Origin of the sequence: uncultured Pseudoteredinibacter sp., assembly GCF_947500695.1 — a bacterium.
Classification (GTDB): domain Bacteria; phylum Pseudomonadota; class Gammaproteobacteria; order Pseudomonadales; family Cellvibrionaceae; genus Pseudoteredinibacter.
Genome location: NZ_CANMSS010000004.1, coordinates 256233 through 277806, shown reverse-complemented (window position 1 = coordinate 277806; position 21574 = coordinate 256233). Strand labels below are relative to the sequence as shown.

Genomic DNA, 21574 nt, shown 5'->3' with positions numbered 1-21574 from the left:
CTTTGCTGCTTAATCGGCGCTCGCTCTTTATTGCGGTCTAGGCCTCTCCTTCACGGCTATGGCTTAGCTGGCCTACTATGGAAAGTAGTAACCATTCGGTATGTAGAGCTTATGTCGATTTGATGAGTTCAATCATGCCAAAATCGCCGTCGCAGGTCTCGACTTCTGCTGATACTTTGCAATTGAATAAGACCGTTTTCATCCTGCCCATAAGATAAACTGATTGCACCATCTCTACCGGTGTCTAGCTGAATGCTATTGGGGTATCGTCGCAGTACTTTGGGGCTGGGGTGGCCGAAATGATTTTGCCAGCCACTGCTGCTTATGGTTACCGCTGGTTGCGTGCATTTTGCCCAGGCTTTGTGGGAGGAGCTGTGGCTGCCATGGTGTGGAAGCAATATGGCATTGAGCTGACAGATATTAGCTAGGTTCTGCTTTGCGGGTAATCCTTCTTGCTCTTGGCGGTTTAGCTCTTTGAGGATTTGTTTTTCTGCCCAACTTTCAATATCGCCAGGTAATAGTATTTTTAGATTTTGATGGCGCAAGAGCAATACGCAGGATCGATTATTGCGGCGTTTTGCTGCCGAGACTTTGTGCTTTTTTGTAGTGGGCCACAACCAGGTGAATTCTATTCCTTGCCAATGCCAACTCTTCCCTGCTTGGCAAGTTTTTACGGGTTTAGATATAAATTCAGACTGCTGTAATGTTTTTTGATAATTGGCCTCTGTCCAAACCTCTTCTAACTTGAACTGCTGTGCGATTGAGTTGAAACCGCCGGCGTGATCTAAATCGCCATGTGAAACGACTAGGTGATCTATAGCCTTAATGCCGCGATATCTTAGAAAAGGGGCAACAATACTCGCACCGGCATCGTACTCTTGGCTGAAACTTGGACCGGTATCGTAGAGTATTACTCGCGATTCTTTTTCTATTAATACCGCTAAGCCCTGCCCGACATCCAAGGTAGTAATTTTTAAGTTGCCATTATGCTTTTCATTTGAAATCGAGTACAAAATAATTAGTGGAATGAAAAACAATAGGCGGCCATGAAAGCCTTTTGGCAGCCAAAATAATAAGCCAGCTAGCAGCATTAGGATAAGCGTTGTGCTGCTGAAGGCTATGTCTGGCCACCAGAGTGTTTCAAGTTCGAAATCATACTTCGTTAGAATTTTGGATTTCCAATGTATGAGCTGCTGCAAATAAAACAGCAATATATCCATAGCCTTATCGGCCCACTGTAACGGCCAGTGCCAATCTAGACCTAGCAACCATTGAATACAGAACAGCATAAGTAAAGGCATTACCACAAAGCTTAACCACGGTATGGCTAGCAAATTGGCGGGCATAGATAGACTGCCCGAAGGGAGTTGCAAGCTAAACAAAACCGTTGTTAAGAAACTCATAATAATGAGCTGTGCGCGCAGCAACTGCCAGATGTAGTGTTTTAGCTTATCTATGAAACTTTGAGAAATTGTTGGCTTTGCTTTAGTCGCCGGCCCAAATTTATGACTACGCCCCCAATATCCATATACCAAAGCGGCAACAGCAGCAAAAGAAAGACAGCCCCCGGCTTGCTCTAGTGCCCACGGATCGAGAAGCAATAAAGCGATTAACGCAAAAGTTAGTACCTGCCACGAAGAAACCTGGCGAGCACTTAAGGCCGCTAGCAGATAAATCCATAACATGATTAGTGCTCGTTGGGTTGGCAGACTAAAATCCGCTAAATAGGCATAAGCCAGGGCGGTAAAGCCACTGCCCCACATGGCCAGTATTTGAGCTGCAGGCATTCTCTCGCTGATGAGTTGAGCCATGCGTCCTAATGCACTGAATAGTAAAAAGCCAATGCCCGCACTCAGGCCGATATGCAAACCCGATATCGCCAGTAGATGACCTGTGCCGGTTTGCTGGAGTAAAGTCCAATCTTCCTTATCTAAATCACTACGATCTCCCAGCAGCAAACCTTTTAAATAGGCACCGTGCTGTATGGTTTGATCATCGAGGTATTGAGCTAAACGCAGGCGTAAGCTGGAATAATTTCTAGACTCTATAGAGTGGAGTTTCTTAATATAGCCTTGCGCGACTATTCCCTGGCTTAGCATTCTGGCTTGATAGTCATTGGCGCCAAAATTGTGTACACCTCTGGGGTGCTTAAGTTTGAGCTCGGCTTTAATAATGGCACCGGCGAATAAGCCTAACTGTGATTGCAGTCGCTGAGGTGATTGCTGTTTATATTCAGAGTCTAGTTTTAAAGCCGTTGTATAGTAGAGGCTTAAATTAACCTTGTGTTGTTTTTGCTGCTGCCAAAATGAGTCATCTAAGGGCTGGCCATTTGCAAAGGCCAGTTGATTCAAGCGGGCCTGAAAACGATAGGATTTCTCTCCAATTTCTGGCTGACTGATTATTTTAAGCTCGGCGGCTAGGCTACGACCTTCTAGTAAAGCGGGCCATTGTTTTTGCATTTGAAAATCTGCACGAGCTAGCAGTAGACAAGCACCTAGAAGAAAGCAGGCTGTTAGGTTTAATAAGTAAGGGATACTTAAGTGATGGCTAAGCCAGTGTTTGTTTTTCTTCTGCCCTTTGGCTTGATCATCAGGCCAGTACCAGCTTGCTACAGATAACAGTAAAGCGAGTACCCCACCCCCATAGAGCATCATCCTTGGCGGCATTAAAGGTAGCTGGCCGGCAAGCACCATAGCAATCAAGAAAAGCAATGCCCGCACAAGGACTCCTCCTAAGGGTAAAGCACATTATTACCTTGGTGTGAATATAACCAAGCAGCCAAAAGCGTATGTTGAGGCATTTCCCATCAGACAAAAGCATTTCATAGGCTATAGAAGGGGTTTACAATGCTGTAATGAGCCAAGCTAAATTACTTATCGTCTATCACAGCCAAACCGGCAATACCGAGCAATTAGTCTTGGCCGCCGCACGTGGTGTGAGCAAAGAGGAAGGCTGCGAGTTGCGCGTTAAACGAGCTTTCGATGCTAACTTGGAAGATCTTTTATGGTGCGATGGCGTGTTATTCGGCAGCCCGGAAAACTTTGGTTATATGTGCGGCGCTATTAAAGATTTTTTTGATCGCACCTATTACCCTGCCGAGCCATATGAGTTAAACCGCCCTTATGGCTTACTGGTGTCTGCAGGAAATGATGGCAGCGGCGCCGTGCGGGAGATGGATAGAATCTTATGTGGTTACCCGATGAAAAAAGCACTGCCGGATTTGGTTGCTAAGGGTGAGATTTTAGATAGCCACTTAGAACAAGCAGAAGAGAATGGCGAGGCATTTGCGACTGGCTTGTGTATGGGAATTTTTTAGTTTCTACCGCCCTCAAATATCCCGACTTCGAAATGGGGTCAGATCCCATGATCCCATGGGATCTGACCCCGAGTTTCAGTACGATGCTTGTCATTCCCTGATACTTAGATCTAGCCACAGTTCAACGGCCCTACTTTGTAAGCGCTCGTTACGCGCACTTTGAACATGTGAATTTCAGCACCTTTTAAAGTGATGTGATACTTTCAAACAGCTCGGCTCCGATATAGGGGTCAGATCCCGCGGGATCCGACCCCGGGTTTCGGCACGATGTTTATAGCTCCTTGATATTTAGATCTAGCCATTAAGTGGCGATCCTACTTCGCAGCTTCTTACCCCTCACACTTTTCACCAGCATTCAGCACCTTTTAAAGTAATGCGATACTTTCAAACAGCTCGGCCCCGATGTAGGGGTCAGATCCCATGGGATCTGACCCCGGGTTTCGGCACGATGTTTATAGCTCCTTGATATTTAGATCTAGCCATTATGTGGCGATCCTACTTGGCAGCTTCTTGCCCCTCACACTTTTCACCAGCAAATTTCAGCACCTTTTAAAGTGATGTGATACTTTCAAACAGCTCGGCTCCGATATAGGGGTCAGATCCCGCGGGATCTGACCCCGGGTTTCGGCACGATGTTTATAGCTCCTTGATATTTAGATCTAGCCATTATGTGGCGATCCTACTTGGCAGCTTCTTGCCCCTCACACTTTTCACCAGCAAATTTCAGCACCTTTTAAAGTGATGTGATACTTTCAAACAGCTCGGCTCCGATATAGGGGTCAGATCCCGCGGGATCTGACCCCGGGTTTCGGCACGGTACTTGCGTATAGACCTTTAGTTTTTACTTTCTGGGGGTAGTTATGCGTTTTAATAAACATATGATCGATTTGCTGAGAGAAATTCGACGTCGTGTACCCAGCCATCAAAAACCGGCCATTAAATTGGCCAACCCTGAGCTTATTAGCGAACTATACGATGCCTTCGAACAAAGCCGAGACTCTATCTGTAAAGTACTTATACGTGAGTTTATTGAGCAAAACCGATCTTTAGACGACCCCCTTTACGATGTTAACGCAAGTGGAAAAATGGTTTTTGATCAGCTCCAGAAAACTAACAAAAATAAAGACGACCGCCCTAAACGTGTTTATCGTGGGCAAATCATAGAAGCTTAGCTTGAACCAGAACGTGGACTACCAGCACTAATTTGGGACATGTTGCTACAAATCTGTGCAGTTTTCTGTAAAGCCCAAATAAAAAGGCCAGGACCTGAAACCCTGGCCACTATCTAACTTGCCTTCGATTACAAATTGTTTATCAATCTACAAACAACTTTTCAGCCACTAAAGCAGGTAAACACAATATACGAGCACCCAAAAAGCCAGGGCTTTAAAGCACTGGCTTTCTTTTACATTCGCTCTCTATTACAGCTTATCCATCAAACTATAAAACAGCATACCGGCAACTAAGCCAGGCCAACGTAACATGGTGCCGCCAGGGAATGTTTGTGTCGGTACATTGGCCATTACATCGAAACGCTCGACCGTACCCGATACCGCCTCAGCAAGCAGCTTACCGCCCATAATCGCCGTTGGAACACCGTGGCCGGAATAACCCTGGGCAAATAAAATATTAGGCTGCAGGCGCCCAAAATGCGGCATACGATTTAAAGTAATCGCTAAGGTGCCACCCCAACCGTAATCAATTTTGGTATTTTCTAATTGCGGGTAGATACGCAACATATATTTGCGTACAAAGTTTTTAATGTCTGCAGGGAACTGGCTGCTGTAATTTTCACCACCACCAAAAATCAATCGATTATCGCCACTGAGTTTCCAATAGTTAATCACAAATAGAGTATCGGCAACCGCAGTATCGTCACGTATAAGTTCGCGCGCTAAATCATCGGATAAAGGCTCGGTCGCTAAAACAAAGTTATTGATGGGCATAATCTTGCCCGCCATTTTCGACTCCAGTTTACCTAGGTAGCCATTGCAGCCCATCACCATAAATTTAGCTTTCACCTGACCAATTTCGCAGCCATTGTCTTCACAGTGAATCGTTAGATTGTCTTGGCCTTGATAATGGCTTACTCGACTCTTTTCGAATATCTGTACGCCCGCTTCACGACAAGCACGCGCTAAACCCAATGCAAAATTTAGTGGATGTAAATGTAGAGAGCGCTCGTCAATCTGACCACCATGGAAACCTTTCGAGCCCACCATTTGAGATACTTCGTATTTATCGACATAGCGGCACTGCTCATAGCCATAATCTTCTCTTAACAAGGCAACGTCTTCTTGCATCCAGCCGGCATGTTTGGGCTTAGAAGCCACATGCAAGATACCCTGCTTTAGATCGCAATCAATATTGTGCTCGCGAACCAACTCAGCCACGGTATCTACCGCTTCTAGGCTGTATTGCCAAAGCTCTGCGGCACGCTCTTTTCCCACCATGGCCTCAAGTTCTTCTTGGTCTTTACGCTGGCCTACACCGCAGTGTCCGCCATTACGACCAGAAGCACCCCAGCCCACGCGCTCCGCCTCAAGCAACACTACTTTATAGCCCTTCTTTGCTAAATGAAGAGCGGCGCTAAGGCCGGTATAGCCACCACCCACCACACAGACATCAGCTTCTACCTCACCTTGAATTTGCGGGCTTTCTTGAGCGCCTATAGCGGTCGCCGAGTAGTACGATGGCTCATAGCCTATGGTTTTGGCGTCTTGCTGGGACATAGCGTTACCTACCTACATTACTAATTGCAGAGCTCTCGAGAACATTAAAGACCCTATCATACGGCCGCATTTGGCCAGCTGATCAATATTTATCCTGAAATCTCATTATTTTTTGAATAATTACTCAATATTTACTTGAATGATAATTCGGGTTTTTGCAATAATCAAGCTCAGCCCAACAGGGTGATGTGTGGCCAACTCGAAATATAGGCGGCTACACGCTATATTGCTAAAAATTCCAATAACGGTGATTTATGCCAGAGCTAAATGAATGGTTTACTCAACATAAGGTTGAGGATGTCGAGTGTTTAATCCCAGATATGACCGGTAATGCCCGGGGCAAACTGATTCCAGTGAAGAAGTTCTTCCAGGAGGAATCCCGCCTGCCAGAGAGTATTATGGTCCAGTGTATCGATGGTAGCTTTACCGAAGAACACGATGATTTACTGGGTAGCGGTATTGACGGGGATATGTTCCTCAAGCCCGATCTTGATACCGCTCGCTTAGTACCATGGTCCAACACGCCTAGCGCCCAAATCATTCATGACTGTTTTACCAAAGATGGCGAGCCTCACCCGCTAGCGCCACGAAATGTACTTAAGCGTATTATCAAGCTCTATGAAGACAAAGGCTGGCAGCCCGTTATAGCCCCAGAAGCCGAGTTTTATTTTGTAAAACAAAATAATGACCCAGGCGATAAAATTGAGCCCGCGACTGGACGCACCGGCCACGAAGGATTTGCCCGCCAGCCCTATTCTATTGATGCACTGAATGAGTTCGAACATATCATTGACGATATGTACGATTACTGTGAAGTGCTCAATTTAGATGTCGACACCCTAATTCACGAATCAGGCGCCGCGCAGTTTGAAATCAACTTCGAGCACGGTGATCCGCTAGATCTTGCTGATCAGGTGTTTATGTTTAAACGCGCTGTACGTGAAGTTGCCATTAAACACGGTATGTATGCCACCTTTATGGCGAAGCCGATGGAAGATGAACCCGGCAGCGCCATGCACATTCACCAGAGCTTTATCGACAAAAAAACTGGGCGTAATATTTTTATTGATGATAACGATAAGCCCAATGAGCGATTCCATCACTATATTGGCGGCTTAAGAAAGTATACGCCGTCATGCATTTCAATGTACGCGCCCAATGTAAACTCTTACCGTCGATTTACCCGTGATGTGGCCGCACCCGTGAATATGCTTTGGGGTATTGATAACCGTACTACCGGTATTCGTGTGCCCGATAGTTCTCCGAAAAATACTCGTGTTGAAAACCGCTTCCCTGGAATGGATGCCAACCCTTATCTTTCTATTGCGGCCAGTTTGGCTTGTGGTTACTTGGGCATGCAAAACAAAATCGACCCAGGTGAGCCTTTTGACGATGACGCCTATGAAGAGGGTATTGATGTCGCACGTAGCTTGGAAGAAGCCATTCGCTTATTACGTGACAGCCCTGAGATTGCTGAGGTGATGGGCCCTAACTTTATCGCCGCCTATAGTGCCGTTAAAGAAGTGGAGTATGAAAATTTTAACAAAGTCATCAGCTCTTGGGAGCGTGAATACCTATTATTAAATGTTTAAAGCGATAACTTTAAACTAAAGCCTTTATAAGGTAGCTCCCATAGAAAAATAGAAGTCCATGGAAATCTGCCGCGATCACGATCGCGGCAGCCATTAACAATAACAGCGAATGAACCATGACTGAGCGATTAAATTACATTTACTTAATTAAACACAAACCGCTTCTAGCCGGGCTTAGTGCATTCCAGTGGTTTAAATACACTATTTATGCCCTACTTACTTACAACCTCTATTTGTTTATTCTCGAAGACACCGGAGCCATTCCAGAGGCCTACCCTCAAGGTGTTAACTTAAACAATCTGATTGAAGTCTACTCTGCGAGTATTGATACCGCATCATGGGTTGTTTTATTGCTGATCTTTGAATTAGAAACCGCCATTCTTAGCGATGAACGCTTAAAAAGCTGGCAGGGGTATTTACTCAGCAGCGTAAAAGCTGTGTGTTATGGTTTTATCTGCTATGCCTTTTATGGCTATTTCAGTAAGTATCTTTCCGTTACTGATTTGATTCCAGCGGCACAGCAAAATGCATGCGCGCTAAGCGGCCAAGGTTGGTCTTTAATCCACTCTTTGAACGAGTACCCAGCAATTACTGCTGATAACTGCAATAGCCTTGAAGGCCCCCTACAACAGCTTAACAACACGCAGATTATTGGTGATAATCAGAGCATTACCTTGCTACATAACTTAGCCTTTGTTGATGTACTTAATGCTGGTGCCTGGATTGTTTTGGTCGCACTTTTGCAGCTCGAAGTTGTTTTGCAGCTGTATCAAAAACTGAGTGAAGGCTTTTTAAAGAGCAGTAAATACATCAAGCTTGCCCTCTACCTTGTTCTTTTAGGTGCGGCCGTATACTGGTGGATTGACGGCTCCTTCCTAGATTTTTGGGATGCCTTTTTATGGCTGGTCGCGTTTATATTTATTGATTTGAATATACTGGACTGGCATGAGGAGACTCAGGAGCAGGCTGCGGCTTAGAGTTGATGGGCTTTTTGGCTTCACGTTACTTCTGGGCAGCTTTAGCATCTCGGCTTCGAGAAGGAGGGGTCAGATCCCATGGGATCTGACCCCGGGTTACGGTGCGACGTTGATGCTTCCTCAATTTTTAAGCGAGACCATCCCACAATGAGGGTTGGCACTTCTACTACGCAATATCTTGTGAAGCTACACATCGCTTGCTGGCTCGAAACTTTAATTTTTTGGCTTCACATTACTTCTGGGTAGCTTTAGCAATTCGGCTTCGAGAAGGGGTCAGATCCCATGGGATCTGACCCCGGGTTTTGGCACGGTGTTGATGATCCCTCGTTTTTTAAGCGAGGCCATCCCACAATGAGTGTTGGCGTTTCTCTTGCTCAAAAAATTGTGGAGCTATATTTAGATTGTTGGCTTGAAGCTTTAGTTTTTGGGGCTTCAGCTTAGCTCTTGGTAGCTTTAGCAACTCGACTTCGAAATGGGGTCAGATCCCATGGGATCTGACCCCGGGTTTTGGCACGGTGTTGATGATCCCTCGATTTTTAAGCGAGGCCATACCACAATGGGTGTTGGCGTTTCTCTTGCGCAAAAAATTGTGGAGCTATATTTAGATTGTTGGCTTGAAGCTTTAGTTTTTGTGGCTTCAGCTTACTTCTGGGTAGCTTTAGCATCTCGGCTTCGAGAAGGGGTCAGATCCCGTGGGATCTGACCCCTGTTGGGCGGGCATAAAAAAGCCCCGTGGTGCGGGGCTTTTTTATGGCTTTAGAAACTCAAGCTTAAATCTGCTTGATGGTTCCTTTTGGCAACACAGCATGCAGGGCCACTTTTTGGAACTTAAGCTCCTGACCTTTACCGCAGTCCAATACCAAGTAGTTTTCATCAACCTGCACAACCTTACCTAACAGACCGGAATTCATCACCACTTCATCACCTTTATTAACTGATTCAGTAAGCTGCTGATGCTCTTTCTGGCGCTTGCGCTGTGGACGAATAATGAACAAGTACATGAAAATAAACAGACCGCCAAACATCAGCATGGTCACGATAGGGTCGCCACCTGGTGCAGCGGCAGCTTCAGACTGTGCCATGGCGGAAGGTATAAAAAAGCTCATTTAGCGTTCTCCAACGATTCGTTCGGAGGCGAACTCTAACCTGTTTAAGAGAAAGGGGCAATATGCCCGCCAGTATTGCGGGCACTGAAGATAAAACCGGCACAGCAAATTGCGCCTTACCGTGTTACTGAACTAAGCGTAATCGCGGAATAGCTTTCTGAAGGTGCTAGGGGACAGGCCCGTCCAGCGTTTAAACGCGTTAGTAAAGCTAGTGCGATCGGAAAAATCCAAAGACGATGAGATGCTGTCAATACTATCTTGACCGCGAATCAAGTACTCAATCGCAAAATGAAAACGCACTTGATCGCGAATATCAGCAAAACAGAGATCCTGCTGCTGTAATCGCCGTTGTAAAGTACGCTTTGATAGATTCAATGTTTCAGCGATATGGTCAATACCCAACGGTTGGGTACCAATTCGCTCTACTAAAATTTCAACGACGCGATTGGGGATACCATAAAGCTGAGGCAAAGCTGCTCGCTCCATGTATTCCCTTAAACCACTGACGCCATCCGTAGCAAAGTGCTCGAGGTCAAGGGATCCTCCAGCGGGTTGCACATTGCGAAGCTCGATCATACGGGCCACTCCTTCTGCCATGAGTTTTAATGTCTCGCGGTCCAGTTCACTGTGCTCTACTTCACAAGTCGAGGGCGAGAGAAACAATAAAACTCCGAAATCCTTCTCTCCAACTTTAACCGAAGCAGCGAAATACCTTTTCGCTTGGCCATTTTGGGCACCTGAACCGGTGTCCATCGTAACCTGTTCCGTGATTAAATTTCCAGCACTGATTTCACTATTTTGTAACTCCGACGCTACAATTTCTAACCATTTTTCGGTATTTTCAACGGTTTCGCACATTGCAGGCATGCCATCGCTTTGGGCCAGCGAACGAGGACGTGATGGATTGAGTACTTTATAGAATCCAGCTTGTTCCATGCTGAACATTTTACAGCCCGCTAATAAATAACTTTTCCATAAGTCATCTTGATTTAGGGCTGGATCAGTAAATTGGTGATGCAAAAAGCGTAGTCGGTCAGTAAACGATTGAAAATCGTAGCTTTCAATTTTGTTCAATAATCGCTCAGTTTGTTCTTGCGGGGACTCATTAAACCCACCCGTTGAAAAGGTCGGCTGTACGGCCAAAGACTGCGTGTTTTTATTGCTTTGAAAATCTGCCATTGGGTCCCGCTTATCAATTACTTCGACACCGGCACGCCGGCAATGGAATCTAATTGCGAATCTATGAGCGCCTCGCGCCACCGACACCCCCATCGGTGAAACACCCGTCAAAAAGCCGGTTTCTTTTTGCAAGGCCGTTACTGTGTTCTCTTGAATATTTCGCATGCTTTACAGCATAGTCGAATACTAGAAAACTGATACTCGACTATGATCTGTTGGCGCTTGGATAACTACCCTCCCCGACGCCAAGCAGTTGTTTTATATGCCAAAAATCCAATTTTGCTAAAAAAACCCAAAGTTTTTAAGGGCTTATGCGATAGCCATCCTACTGAAAGTCAAACTTTTGACTACTGTGTCAGCGTAAAACTCATTCTAAAGCAAATACAACACAATACTGACTATTCTAATAAAAGCTCATACTAATAGCCAAGTATAGATTCACGCGACAAACGTAAACTTGATTACAGCTCATCTAATGCGGCTAGTACATCTTCATGATGAGTCTTGGTTTTAAATTTATCGAGAATAACCTTTAGGCGGCCATCTTTGCCGATGATAAAGCTGGTGCGGATTAAGCCCATAAACTCTTTGCCCATGAACTTCTTTAAGCCCCAAACGCCGTATTTATCCGCTATAGCGTGGTCCTCATCGGACAATAAGTCGAAGTTTAGCTCATGCTTATCGATAAAACGCTGCAGCTTGGCTTCAGGGTCTGGGCTAACTCCCAATACAACACAATCGCGCGCTTTTAACTCAGCTGGAATATCACGCAAGGCACAAGCCTGGGTGGTACAGCCAGGTGTTAGGGCTTTAGGGTAGAAATACAGCAGTACATTGGCCTTGTCGCGAAAGTCTTTCAAACTTACCTTTTCACCCTTCTGATTAGTCAGGGTAAACGCTGGGGCCATGTTTCCGATCTTTGGGTGTGCCATACGAGGCTCCTCTCCTTTGGGCTATAATCATGCACTTGCCTGATCAACATTGTCATTATTGATCAAAGAAACTCAAGTGTTTATTGAATAAAAGTTTATTTCCAATACTGGAAGCTAAACCTAGGGCAATTCTTAGACATAAAAAAACGCGGCATTGCCGCGTTTTTTAACATTTACTAGCTGCGAACTTAGGCAGGTAGCAAATCTTTTACCGCGTCACGCTCTTCACGCAATTCGGTTTCAGTCGCTTGCATTTTGGTTTTGGAGAACTCGTTCAGCTCAATACCTTGAACGATAGTCCAGTCGCCATCTTTACAAGTGCATGGGTAACCGTAGATCAAACCTTCTTCGATTCCGTAAGAGCCATCAGAGTATACACCCATGGTCACGTAGTCACCCTCAGGAGTACCTAGAGCCCAGTCACGCATGTGGAAGATAGCCGCGTTTGCAGCAGAAGCTGCAGAAGAAGCGCCACGAGCTTCAATGATAGCTGCACCACGTTGCTGAACGGTTGGAATGAAGTCATTCTCGTACCAAGCTTGGTCGATCAAAGACATAGCGTCGGTGCCGTCAACAGTTGTGTTGTGAATGTCTGGGTACTGAGTCGCTGAGTGGTTACCCCAGATGATGACATTTTTAACGTCATTGATGCTCTTGTCAGTCTTAGCAGCCAACTGGCTCATAGCGCGGTTGTGGTCCAAACGCATCATCGCAGTAAACTGACGAGGATCGATGTCTGGAGCATTACGCTGAGCAATCAAAGCGTTGGTGTTTGCTGGGTTACCAACAACCAATACTTTAATGTCACGAGAAGCGTGATCGTTGATCGCTTTACCCTGTACAGAGAAGATCGCAGCGTTAGCTTCTAGTAGATCTTTACGCTCCATACCTGGACCACGAGGACGGGCACCTACTAATAAGGCGTAGTCAGCGTCTTTAAAGGCAACATTTGGATCGTCGGTGCAAACCATACCGGCCAACAGAGGGAAGGCACAATCGTCCAGTTCCATCGCTACACCTTTCAGTGCATTCAAGGCAGGGGTAATTTCCAGCATTTGTAGGATTACAGGCTGGTCTTTGCCCAACATTTCGCCAGCAGCGATACGGAACAAAAGAGAGTAGCTAATTTGACCGGCGGCTCCGGTTACAGCAACGCGTACAGGTGCTTTCACAGTATATCTCCGTGCAGTTTGGTAGGTGCTTAAGCCCCGCCCTGCGCCACCTTCAATAGGTACAGCGTCAGCGCCAGGCCAGAATTCTTTGCCGTACCGAGCGATTAGGCCCAGATAAAGCGCGGCAATTATAGTGATTTAACGGCGAAATTGCATCAATAAGAACGATTCTTGGTGCATTGATGCTTCTGCAAGTAAGCCAGATCAATTTTAATGATCAAAAAAGCGACAAGCCAAGCAGTCTGTCCGGTAAATACCTGAAGTGTACCCGGCCTAAGCGCCGGGCCAATTGGACTTTAGTCGCGCCCCTATCCCCCAAACTAGAGTAGGCGTAGGAGAGCAATACTCATTAGAGAACTTTAGCCTTGCTGGTAACGACTCTGCAACGCTTGGTATAGCTCATCAGCAAAACTCGCCGAGCTGCTATCAAGCTCTTGTACCAGTTCGACAAGGTGTTCGTTATCTTCACGGCCAGCCCATAGTTTGCGATAGCTGCCATCTTTGTAGCCGTTATCTTGTCTGAAAAAGTTTAAAACATTCTTGCCAACATAGCTGGTATATAGACCCTCGGTATCAAGCTCTACACCCGCTAATAAACTCATAAAGCCATCGATAGGAAAGCGCTTCTCAGCCAATACAATGGCGGTGAAGCTCTCCAAAGCAATCGGGAAATTCTCTGGCGCGGCACTGCTTTGCATTTGCTCCGTTAGATCAGCAGCCAATGCATCTTTATCGCTCTGGCTCATTAGCAACATGCTTAAACCAAAATGCCAAATATCAATAAGCTCTAGGCGTACCTGCTCGATATCAGGGCTCTGCTTTTTCCACCACTTCCAACCGTAATGATCCAACAACTCGCCACACTCGATCCAAATGGCGCGATACCATTCAAAGTTTTGCGCTCTCCAGTCTTGATGAACTTTGCTGTTCATATTGTCTTGGAGATCTAACATTATGCGTATTTGTTGCTGTAATTTCTGGCTCATGCCCTGCCCTTGCTGATTGGCTTTGTTAAGGTGCTGAAGTTTACCATAGCGATGAAGCAGACATAAGCGAACTGCAAGCCTACAAAAATGGAATGCTGTGACGAAGTTATGTAGCCCCCTCACCGAGGGGCGATATAACATGACGCCTAATTACCTAATTTATTTTGGCACCACTAGCAGCGTGTTATGGGTAGGGAGCATTCTGTGGGGCCATCTCCGACTTGGAGGAGGAGGTGAGCTAGCATGGATGCTGCCTTTTGCGTGCCCCACAGAATGCTCCCTAGCCATAACATGCGGTCGGATTCGCAGGCAGTTAGGCTTTACGCTTAAATGGCGTACTACAATAAGTCACCAACCCCACACCCAGCTGTTCAACTTTCATACAACTGTAATCTAAGCAACACCCAACTGAAATATTGGCTCCCTAGACTCAGCAAAAACTAGGAGAAGAAGAATATGGCCTCACCAATCAGTGCCGGACAACAAATTCTCGCCAATATCCATCAATTTGATGTGGCCGCCTTTTATTGGTGCTTACGTAGAAAGCATCGCCAGTTGTTTATTCAAGGCAGCTACTGGGTTTCTAAAAGCGCCGACGGCCCCTTGTATGCGCTGTTTGGTTTGCTACTGCTACTGCAAGGCAGCAATCAATTTTTCGTCTTACTCGCCGCCGGTTTTGTAGTAGAACGCGGCTTGTATTACATCTTGAAAAACTATTTTAAACGCAATCGCCCACCGGCAGCGCTGCCCAATTTTAAAAGTGAAGTACAGCCCTCTGATCAATTCAGCTTCCCCTCTGGACATACTTCGGCGGCTTTTTTAATGGCGGCCATGCTTTCAAGCTTCTATCCAGCACTCACTCCCCTGTTGTACATCTGGGCAGTTATGGTGGGCAGCTCTAGAGTCATGCTGGGCGTGCACTTCCCTACCGATATTGTTGCCGGCGCCACCTTGGGGCACGGCATTGCTTTTCTGATTTTGAGTTATTTATAGGTTTAACACTGCATGAAAATTCTTTACGGGGTGCAGGCCACTGGTAATGGTCACATTTCTCGCGCCCATGCTATGGCCAAACACCTTCCCCTCGAAAACACCCAATATGTATTTACCGGTCGCAAGCGCGAAGACTTTTTTGATATGGAAAAGTTTGGCGACTGGGAGTGTTTATCGGGTCTGTCATTTGCTTTTAAAAATGGCAAAATCAGTAACTTAGAAACCCTCAAGCGAAATCACTGGCTGCAGTTCTTTAAAGATGTTTTAGCCATGCGCAAACGGCTAAAAGATTATGATGTCGTGGTCAGTGATTTCGAGCCCGTATCAGCCTGGGCGGCAAAACTTGCCGGCAAGCCCTGTATTGGCATTGGCCATCAATATGCATTTGATCATGCCGTCCCTAAAGCGGGGAATGATTTTTTATCGCGAAAAATCATGCAGAACTTTGCACCCGTTAGCATAGGGCTAGGTTTACACTGGCACCATTTCGATCAAAATATTTTACCTCCGATTGTCGAGCTACATAAGGCTAAGCAAGTGCCTGCTGGTCAGAAACCTCTCATTTTAGTCTACCTAGGCTTTGAAGCTCAGGCTGATGTCGTAGAGTTATTGGCACCATTTAAGGATTTCCAATTTGCGATTTACGGCCCATTCGATGAGCCCTGCGAATTGGAACACTTGAATTTCAAAGCCGCTTCCCGCGAAGGTTTTCATCAGGATTTACACCATTGTGAAGGCGTTATTTGCAATGCGGGCTTTGAACTTGCTAGCGAGGCAATCACTCTAGGTAAGAAGTTATTGGTTAAACCACTACAAGGACAAACAGAGCAAGAATCTAATGCCAAGGCCCTGTATGAACTCGATCTGGGTATCGCCATGGATCAACTGCAAAGGCCAACAGTCGATGCCTGGTTACAATGGGAAAAAGACCAAAAGGTTCACTATCCTGATGTTGCTAAGCATATTGTCGAGTGGCTACAAAAAGGTCGCTGGGATAATTACCAAGCATTAAGCGAAAAGCTCTGGCAAAAAACGTCTGCGGTAGGAAATCGAAACTTTGTTACAAGCTAATAAAACAATTTTGATATATTAAGTAATACAAAAAAAGAGAGCCAAATTAGGCTCTCTTTTTTGGGTTGAATAAGTAAGACGAGCTTTAAGCCGATTTATAAAACAAGCGGTGAAAATTATCGGCGGTGGCTTGTACTAGCTCTTCGTAGCTCACGCCCTTTAATTCAGCAATAAACTCGGCCACCTCGCGTACATAGGCAGGCTGATTAGGTTTGCCGCGATAAGGCACCGGCGCAAGATAAGGCGAGTCGGTTTCAATTAATAAGCGTTCAAGCGGAATTTTCTTACACACATCCCTCAGCTCATCGGCATTACGAAAAGTCACAATCCCCGAGATGGAGATGTAATAGTTCATATCCAGAGCTTTCGAGGCCATGTCCCAGTTTTCGGTAAAGCAGTGCAAGACACCCGCTTTCTCTAAATCACCATGTTGTTTAATAAGATCCAAGGTATCTTGGCGAGCATCTCTTGTATGAACAATTACTGGCAAGCCACATTGGGCCGCCGCCTGTAAATGCATCACGAAACTTTCCTGCTGCAAGCTCTTTTGATCAGCACTGTAGTAATAATCCAAGCCAGTTTCACCAAGAGCAACTACTCTCTCGTGCTTCGACCAGGCAATAAGATCATCAATGCTGGCTAAACCTGTTTCAACATCTAAAGGGTGAACTCCAACCGAGGCATAGACCTGCTCGTATTTTTCAGCAATCGCCGTTACCGCTTCTCGGTTCTCTGTACTGATCCCCACACACAGCATTTTTTCAACACCGCGCTCCAAAGCGAAGTTAACAGCGCTATCTAAGGTTTCACCCTCTTTGTATTTCAAACGATCAAGGTGGCAATGGGAATCAATTAACACGGCAGAAATCTCTTTTTACTTATTGGGGCTACTATTTTATTAGGCCTAGGGTTTTACTAGGTTTAGTATTTTCTAGCCCTTAAAACGAACAACGGCCCAACCGGCAAACCGATTAGGCCGTAAAATACGGGTTTCAAATCACATGGTATGCGTTGGACGATCAGAGTCTACAGAGCCAGCCAAATAGGTCTCGATTTTGTTTAGCGCGACATTATCATGATCACTAAACTGCACACCAATACCAGCAGCACGATTACTCTGGGCGCCTTTCGGCGTAATCCACACAACCTTACCGGCCACAGGAATTTTTTCTGGCTCATCCATCAAGTTCAAAAGCATAAACACTTCATCACCTAACTGATATTGCTTACTGGTCGGGATAAAAAGGCCACCATGTTCAATAAAAGGCATATAAGCCGCATAGAGCACTGCTTTGTCTTTAATCGTAAGGGATAAAATACCGTTACGAGCGTTGCCACCCATACCCGCCATAACAATGTCCTTTTTATGTCCTTTTAATGCTCTTTGTATCGCTGCTGCTTTAAGAATCGTTTAGTTTGCAAGCGAAACGAGGTTCAGAGCACAATATTCGAAATCATTCACTAATATAGCAGTCTTCTATGGCCAAGGCCATTAAGCGTCCTCAAATTAGCCCCTAAATAAGACCGAAATAAGACCTAAATAGCGGGCCTCATAGGTTTACGAGAAGCCATCATAGCCTGCCAATCCATCGCAATTTCTTCCAACAACAGCTGCTGATTGGGGTTGGCTCCGCTAAGAATCTGGGCCTTAGATTGCAGTAATTTATCGTATAAACGAAAACGCAGTTTTACCCCAACTGTCTGCAATAGCTGTAACAGTTGAAGCTCGGACTCCATAAGCTGGCCGATGTCGCCTTGAACCTCCTGCCGGCTGGCCGATTGCAGCCAAGTCAGTAAGGCCTCAATTAACATTAGGGGCTCTGCATCCATCCAACGTGCCGCTGCCTGTAATGAGAACATTTGACCGGCGGCAATTTGATTGAGGTCATCAGCAAAACTTAGACGGGCTTCTAATCGTCCATCGTCCAACAGATCCCGTGCCGCTAAAGGCGCACCGGAGCACATATTTAATAAGGCCTCGGGCTTATGGTCACCACATAATGGGCTTAGCCAGCGACTGGCCTCTTCTAAAGCTGGGACCGCGAATGCCACGGCCTGACAACGGCTTCGAATAGTCGCCATGAGACGATTAGGGGCATCGCTAATCAATATAATTAAGGTTCGGGCACTGGGTTCTTCGAGGTTTTTAAGTAAGGCATTGGCTGCATTGATATTCATTGCTTCGGCCGGCGCTAATATGGCCACTTTATAACCACCTTGCTGGGAGGTTTGCCCAAGGAAATCATTCAGCTTTCTGACTTGATCGATCTTAATGGCCTTGCCCTGCTCTTCTGGGGAGACGCTTTGCAGATCTGGGTGAGTTCCGGCTTTGATAAGCTCACATGACTTACAGCTACCGCAGGCGGCATCATTTTGCGGCGAGGAGCATAGGACAAACTCTGCTAGGCAATTTGCCATATGCCGTTTGCCAACACCCGCGGTACCGTTAAATAGCAGGCCATGCGGAAGCTGTCCCTGGCGAAACCGAGAGAATAAAGAGCTCCAAGTTGCCTGTTGCCAAGGATAAGGAAGCGTTGCGGACACTCAAACCTCGTCTTTCTTTTAATTGATCAGATCTTTAATTATGCCAGATCGCATTTATCCCGACATCTTTTGCGAGGCTGCACATTAAAACTAACCATTATTGAGTACTGCAATAACCAAGAATTGCAGCTCATACACTAGATTGTGGCTATTAGCTGGTCAGTTCTAGGGATTTACCCAATGTCAGCCAAAGCTAATATGGCTCTATTTACCCTACGCCATGGAGTTCGATAATGATTAGCAAATTCACCAAGCCAGCCCACTGTGTTGCAAGTTTAGGGGCATGCTTAACATTTGCTTTGGCGAGCAGTAGCCAAGCAGGCCCAGCCAACTTTCAAGATTACTTTTTTAATGTCTGTGAGCAGCAGAACAGTGACAGCCAAGATCATGGCCAGCTCACCGGACTATGTTTTGTTGGGCCCGCCCAACCGGGAGATCTTTCGACGGACAGTGAGGCTTCACTAAATCCTAGCCAAATGCTCAGTAGCAATGACGCCGCCCTCAGCTTTGCACGTGCCAACGCACGTTTGCAGCAGGAGCGTAAACAAAACCCCAAAGGCGGCAGCAGTGGTAGTGAAACGCCAATTGGTCCGTTCAGCCTCTTAATCAATGTTCGTCAGATGCAAGAAGACTCTAAGCGTCAGGCGAGCTTTGGCACTGAGCGTGGTTACGATTCAGATGGCACCGCCTTTGAGTTAGGCCTAGATTATCGAGTTAATGATAGCTTGGTGATTGGTGCTATGTACGCCTATGAAGATACCGAGCTGGACTTCTTAGGTGAACTACCTGGTGTGAACTTTGCCCCAGTTGCCTCCGCAGGCCGCAAGGACAGCAAGCAGTCGGCTTTGAGCTTTTTCGCTACGGCTGATTTAAACAGCAACTGGTATCTGCAAGCTGGTGCCGGATTCAGTCGCAGCGATAATGATTTCAGTCGTAACTCCATCTTTCAAGAATCCACACGCACATTAACAGCGATAAACTCTCGAACCGCTGGCAGTGCCGATGGAGAAAGTCAGTGGTTTAGCTTAAACAGCGGCTACAATATTAATGCCGAACAGTGGTCATTTACGCCTTATGCCTCTCTGCTTTGGGCCAGCTCCGAAGTTGACGGTTTTAGCGAGCGCGACCTAAGCAATACGGGATTAAACATGAGCTTTTCCAAGATGGAGAGAGACTCCCGAATTGCCAATGTCGGCATAAATATTAGCGGGGTGTTTAATCAAGATTTTGGCGTGCTAATTCCACAACTGCGAGTGGAGTTTGAAAAAGAGTTTGACCGCGATCCGCAATCAATAAGCGCTCGTTTTGTGCAGGATAACAGCAATACCGTATACCAATTTGCCGGTGAGTCACCTGACGACAGCTATATCAATGCGGCACTAGGTTTGGTGGCTATTCTACCTAATGGCTGGATTCCATACTTTGAGTATCAATGGCAAGAAAGCAATAGTAGCTTTGATCGCTCACAGTGGGTTTTAGGTATTCGCAAAGAACTATAGTTTAGTCTCGGGCAGCCAGCGCCCGCTGGCTTGCCTTCCCCTCCCGAACTCCTTACTATGCCGCCCCTCTTGCCCTGTCGATAAAACAATATTTACAACAAGGCTAATCGTCAATTAAACACAGAAAGCCGCATGCTAGATATCGAGATTGTCTACCAAGACGAACATATGTTGGCCGTTAACAAGCCATCCGGCTTGCTGTCTGTGCCTGGGCGAGGCCCTGATAAGCAGGACTGCTTAATCAATCGCCTGCTACCCCATTACCCTAATGCTCGGATTGTCCACCGACTGGATATGGCAACATCTGGTCTTATTCTTATCCCGTTAAGTCATGAGGCTCAGGTTTCACTGGGCCTACAGTTTGAAAAGCGCAGCATGCATAAAAGCTATTGTGCGCTGGTAGATGGCAAACTGGAACACGATGAGCAACTTATAGATCTCCCGCTGATTTGTGATTGGCCAAACCGTCCGCTGCAAATTGTCGACCATGAGAATGGCAAGAGCGCACAAACCCAAGTTAAAGTGCTGTCATATGACCAAGACACTGACTGCAGCCGTCTAGAATTAAAACCCCTTACTGGCCGCTCTCATCAATTAAGAGTCCATATGCAAGCTATTGGTCACCCCATCTTAGGAGATGAATTCTACGCCCCTACTGAGATAAAACAAAAATCACCAAGGCTGTGTCTCCATGCGGAACATTTGCAGCTGCTGCACCCCGTCACAAAAACATCATTAAGCATAAATTGTCCTGCCAATTTTTGATTCATTTCATGGCGAGGAATTTGGTAAGGGGGTGTAATCGCGATTATGGCTTAAGGGCATAAAATAGCACTCAACAATTGCCCGAGTTTTTCCCAACTAAGCCATTTTTACTTGATTGAGCCCAACAATAAGGATTTGTAATGCTTAAGAATAAAACCTCGATACTGCTTTGCGCCCCACTTTTTTTAAGCCTCAACCTGGCTAGCCCAATGGCATTGTCTGAAGATACCGAAGAGTCTTGTAAAGCCGCTTATAATCTTCTGAAAGACGGTGATGTAAAAGCCGCACTGGAAGAAGCTCGCTGGTGCGTGGAAGGCCTAGAACAAATGCAACAAAAAGCCCAAAAAGAACTATTAGCGGCCAATATTGACGGCTGGAAACGTGAAAGCCTAAGCAGCAATAAAGCTCTAGGCATGACCGTTACTGAAGCTAGATACAGCAAAGGCTCTGAAAGCATAGAGCTTAATATTACCGGTGGTGGAAATAATTTTGCCGGCGCTGCATTTGCACAAATGGGGATGATGCAGGCGGGTAGTAGAGTTCGCCTAGGAGCCTATAAGGGCACGCTTATTTCTGGCGAAACCCTAATGATTCCACTGGGTGAAGGTCGCTTTATTACTTTGACACCTAGCTCCGCCAGCGATGAATCGCTCAAGAGCTTTGCCAAAGCCTTACCACTGAGTGAGCTGGCTAAATAGCGTGAGTTAAAG

General features: G+C 46.1%; 19 protein-coding genes. 9 read left to right on the top strand and 10 right to left on the bottom strand.

Annotated elements, in window-relative coordinates:
• Positions 1 to 128: 128 nt before the first annotated feature.
• On the bottom strand, positions 129 to 2720 hold the full coding sequence (locus tag Q1A08_RS09955; protein WP_299772378.1) for a DNA internalization-related competence protein ComEC/Rec2: 2592 nt from the start codon (positions 2718 to 2720) through the stop codon (positions 129 to 131).
• A gap of 134 nt (positions 2721 to 2854) precedes the next feature.
• On the opposite strand from Q1A08_RS09955, the gene Q1A08_RS09950 reads away from it, so the two are divergent.
• Positions 2855 to 3316, top strand: a complete 462-nt coding sequence (locus Q1A08_RS09950; RefSeq protein ID WP_299772376.1) for a flavodoxin family protein — start codon at positions 2855 to 2857, stop codon at positions 3314 to 3316.
• Between the two features lie 860 nt (positions 3317 to 4176).
• Entirely contained in the window at positions 4177 to 4488 is a 312-nt protein-coding gene (locus Q1A08_RS09945; protein WP_299772375.1) for a hypothetical protein, read from the top strand.
• 249 nt (positions 4489 to 4737) lie between these two features.
• Here Q1A08_RS09945 and Q1A08_RS09940 read toward each other — a convergent pair whose 3' ends face one another.
• On the bottom strand, positions 4738 to 6048 hold the full coding sequence (locus Q1A08_RS09940) for an FAD-binding oxidoreductase (protein ID WP_299772373.1): 1311 nt from the start codon (positions 6046 to 6048) through the stop codon (positions 4738 to 4740).
• Between the two features lie 254 nt (positions 6049 to 6302).
• On the opposite strand from Q1A08_RS09940, the gene Q1A08_RS09935 reads away from it, so the two are divergent.
• Positions 6303 to 7640 (top strand): glutamine synthetase family protein, encoded by a 1338-nt coding sequence (locus Q1A08_RS09935; protein ID WP_299772371.1) that lies wholly within the window; start codon positions 6303 to 6305, stop codon positions 7638 to 7640.
• 116 nt (positions 7641 to 7756) lie between these two features.
• Positions 7757 to 8617, top strand: a complete 861-nt coding sequence (locus Q1A08_RS09930; RefSeq protein WP_299772369.1) for a hypothetical protein — start codon at positions 7757 to 7759, stop codon at positions 8615 to 8617.
• A gap of 770 nt (positions 8618 to 9387) precedes the next feature.
• On the opposite strand, the gene yajC is transcribed toward Q1A08_RS09930, so the two are convergent.
• The 5 genes from yajC to Q1A08_RS09905 all read right to left on the bottom strand — a co-directional run bounded on the left by yajC (position 9388) and on the right by Q1A08_RS09905 (position 13992).
• Positions 9388 to 9723, bottom strand: a complete 336-nt coding sequence (yajC, locus tag Q1A08_RS09925) for a preprotein translocase subunit YajC (RefSeq protein ID WP_299772367.1) — start codon at positions 9721 to 9723, stop codon at positions 9388 to 9390.
• A gap of 132 nt (positions 9724 to 9855) precedes the next feature.
• Positions 9856 to 11067 (bottom strand): AraC family transcriptional regulator, encoded by a 1212-nt coding sequence (locus Q1A08_RS09920; RefSeq protein ID WP_299772365.1) that lies wholly within the window; start codon positions 11065 to 11067, stop codon positions 9856 to 9858.
• Positions 11068 to 11363: 296 nt separating this feature from the next.
• Positions 11364 to 11834 carry a thioredoxin-dependent thiol peroxidase gene (gene bcp, locus Q1A08_RS09915; RefSeq protein ID WP_299772363.1) on the bottom strand — a complete coding sequence of 157 codons (471 nt, stop codon included), beginning with the start codon at positions 11832 to 11834 and terminating at the stop codon, positions 11364 to 11366.
• A 188-nt stretch (positions 11835 to 12022) separates the two neighbouring features.
• Positions 12023 to 13006 (bottom strand): malate dehydrogenase, encoded by a 984-nt coding sequence (locus Q1A08_RS09910; RefSeq protein WP_299772361.1) that lies wholly within the window; start codon positions 13004 to 13006, stop codon positions 12023 to 12025.
• A 359-nt stretch (positions 13007 to 13365) separates the two neighbouring features.
• Positions 13366 to 13992: a dUTP diphosphatase gene (locus Q1A08_RS09905; protein WP_299772359.1), complete on the bottom strand. Its 627-nt coding sequence runs from the start codon at positions 13990 to 13992 to the stop codon at positions 13366 to 13368.
• Between the two features lie 456 nt (positions 13993 to 14448).
• On the opposite strand from Q1A08_RS09905, the gene Q1A08_RS09900 reads away from it, so the two are divergent.
• Positions 14449 to 14985, top strand: a complete 537-nt coding sequence (locus tag Q1A08_RS09900; protein ID WP_299772357.1) for a phosphatase PAP2 family protein — start codon at positions 14449 to 14451, stop codon at positions 14983 to 14985.
• A gap of 12 nt (positions 14986 to 14997) precedes the next feature.
• Positions 14998 to 16056, top strand: a complete 1059-nt coding sequence (locus Q1A08_RS09895) for an MJ1255/VC2487 family glycosyltransferase (RefSeq protein ID WP_299772356.1) — start codon at positions 14998 to 15000, stop codon at positions 16054 to 16056.
• 85 nt (positions 16057 to 16141) lie between these two features.
• On the opposite strand, the gene Q1A08_RS09890 is transcribed toward Q1A08_RS09895, so the two are convergent.
• The 3 genes from Q1A08_RS09890 to Q1A08_RS09880 all read right to left on the bottom strand — a co-directional run bounded on the left by Q1A08_RS09890 (position 16142) and on the right by Q1A08_RS09880 (position 18600).
• Entirely contained in the window at positions 16142 to 16915 is a 774-nt protein-coding gene (locus tag Q1A08_RS09890) for a TatD family hydrolase (protein ID WP_299772354.1), read from the bottom strand.
• Between the two features lie 138 nt (positions 16916 to 17053).
• Positions 17054 to 17407, bottom strand: a complete 354-nt coding sequence (locus Q1A08_RS09885; RefSeq protein WP_299772352.1) for a PilZ domain-containing protein — start codon at positions 17405 to 17407, stop codon at positions 17054 to 17056.
• Between the two features lie 185 nt (positions 17408 to 17592).
• A complete protein-coding gene (locus tag Q1A08_RS09880) occupies positions 17593 to 18600 on the bottom strand; it encodes a DNA polymerase III subunit delta' (RefSeq protein WP_299772350.1) in 1008 nt (335 codons plus the stop codon).
• Positions 18601 to 18833: 233 nt separating this feature from the next.
• Between Q1A08_RS09880 and Q1A08_RS09875 the strand changes: the two genes are divergently transcribed.
• The 3 genes from Q1A08_RS09875 (at position 18834) to Q1A08_RS09865 (ending at position 21562) form a co-directional block, all read left to right on the top strand.
• A complete protein-coding gene (locus Q1A08_RS09875; RefSeq protein WP_299772348.1) occupies positions 18834 to 20099 on the top strand; it encodes an autotransporter outer membrane beta-barrel domain-containing protein in 1266 nt (421 codons plus the stop codon).
• Between the two features lie 90 nt (positions 20100 to 20189).
• Positions 20190 to 20864 carry an RluA family pseudouridine synthase gene (locus Q1A08_RS09870; protein ID WP_299772608.1) on the top strand — a complete coding sequence of 225 codons (675 nt, stop codon included), beginning with the start codon at positions 20190 to 20192 and terminating at the stop codon, positions 20862 to 20864.
• 140 nt (positions 20865 to 21004) lie between these two features.
• Positions 21005 to 21562 (top strand): hypothetical protein, encoded by a 558-nt coding sequence (locus Q1A08_RS09865; protein ID WP_299772346.1) that lies wholly within the window; start codon positions 21005 to 21007, stop codon positions 21560 to 21562.
• Positions 21563 to 21574 lie beyond the last annotated feature (12 nt).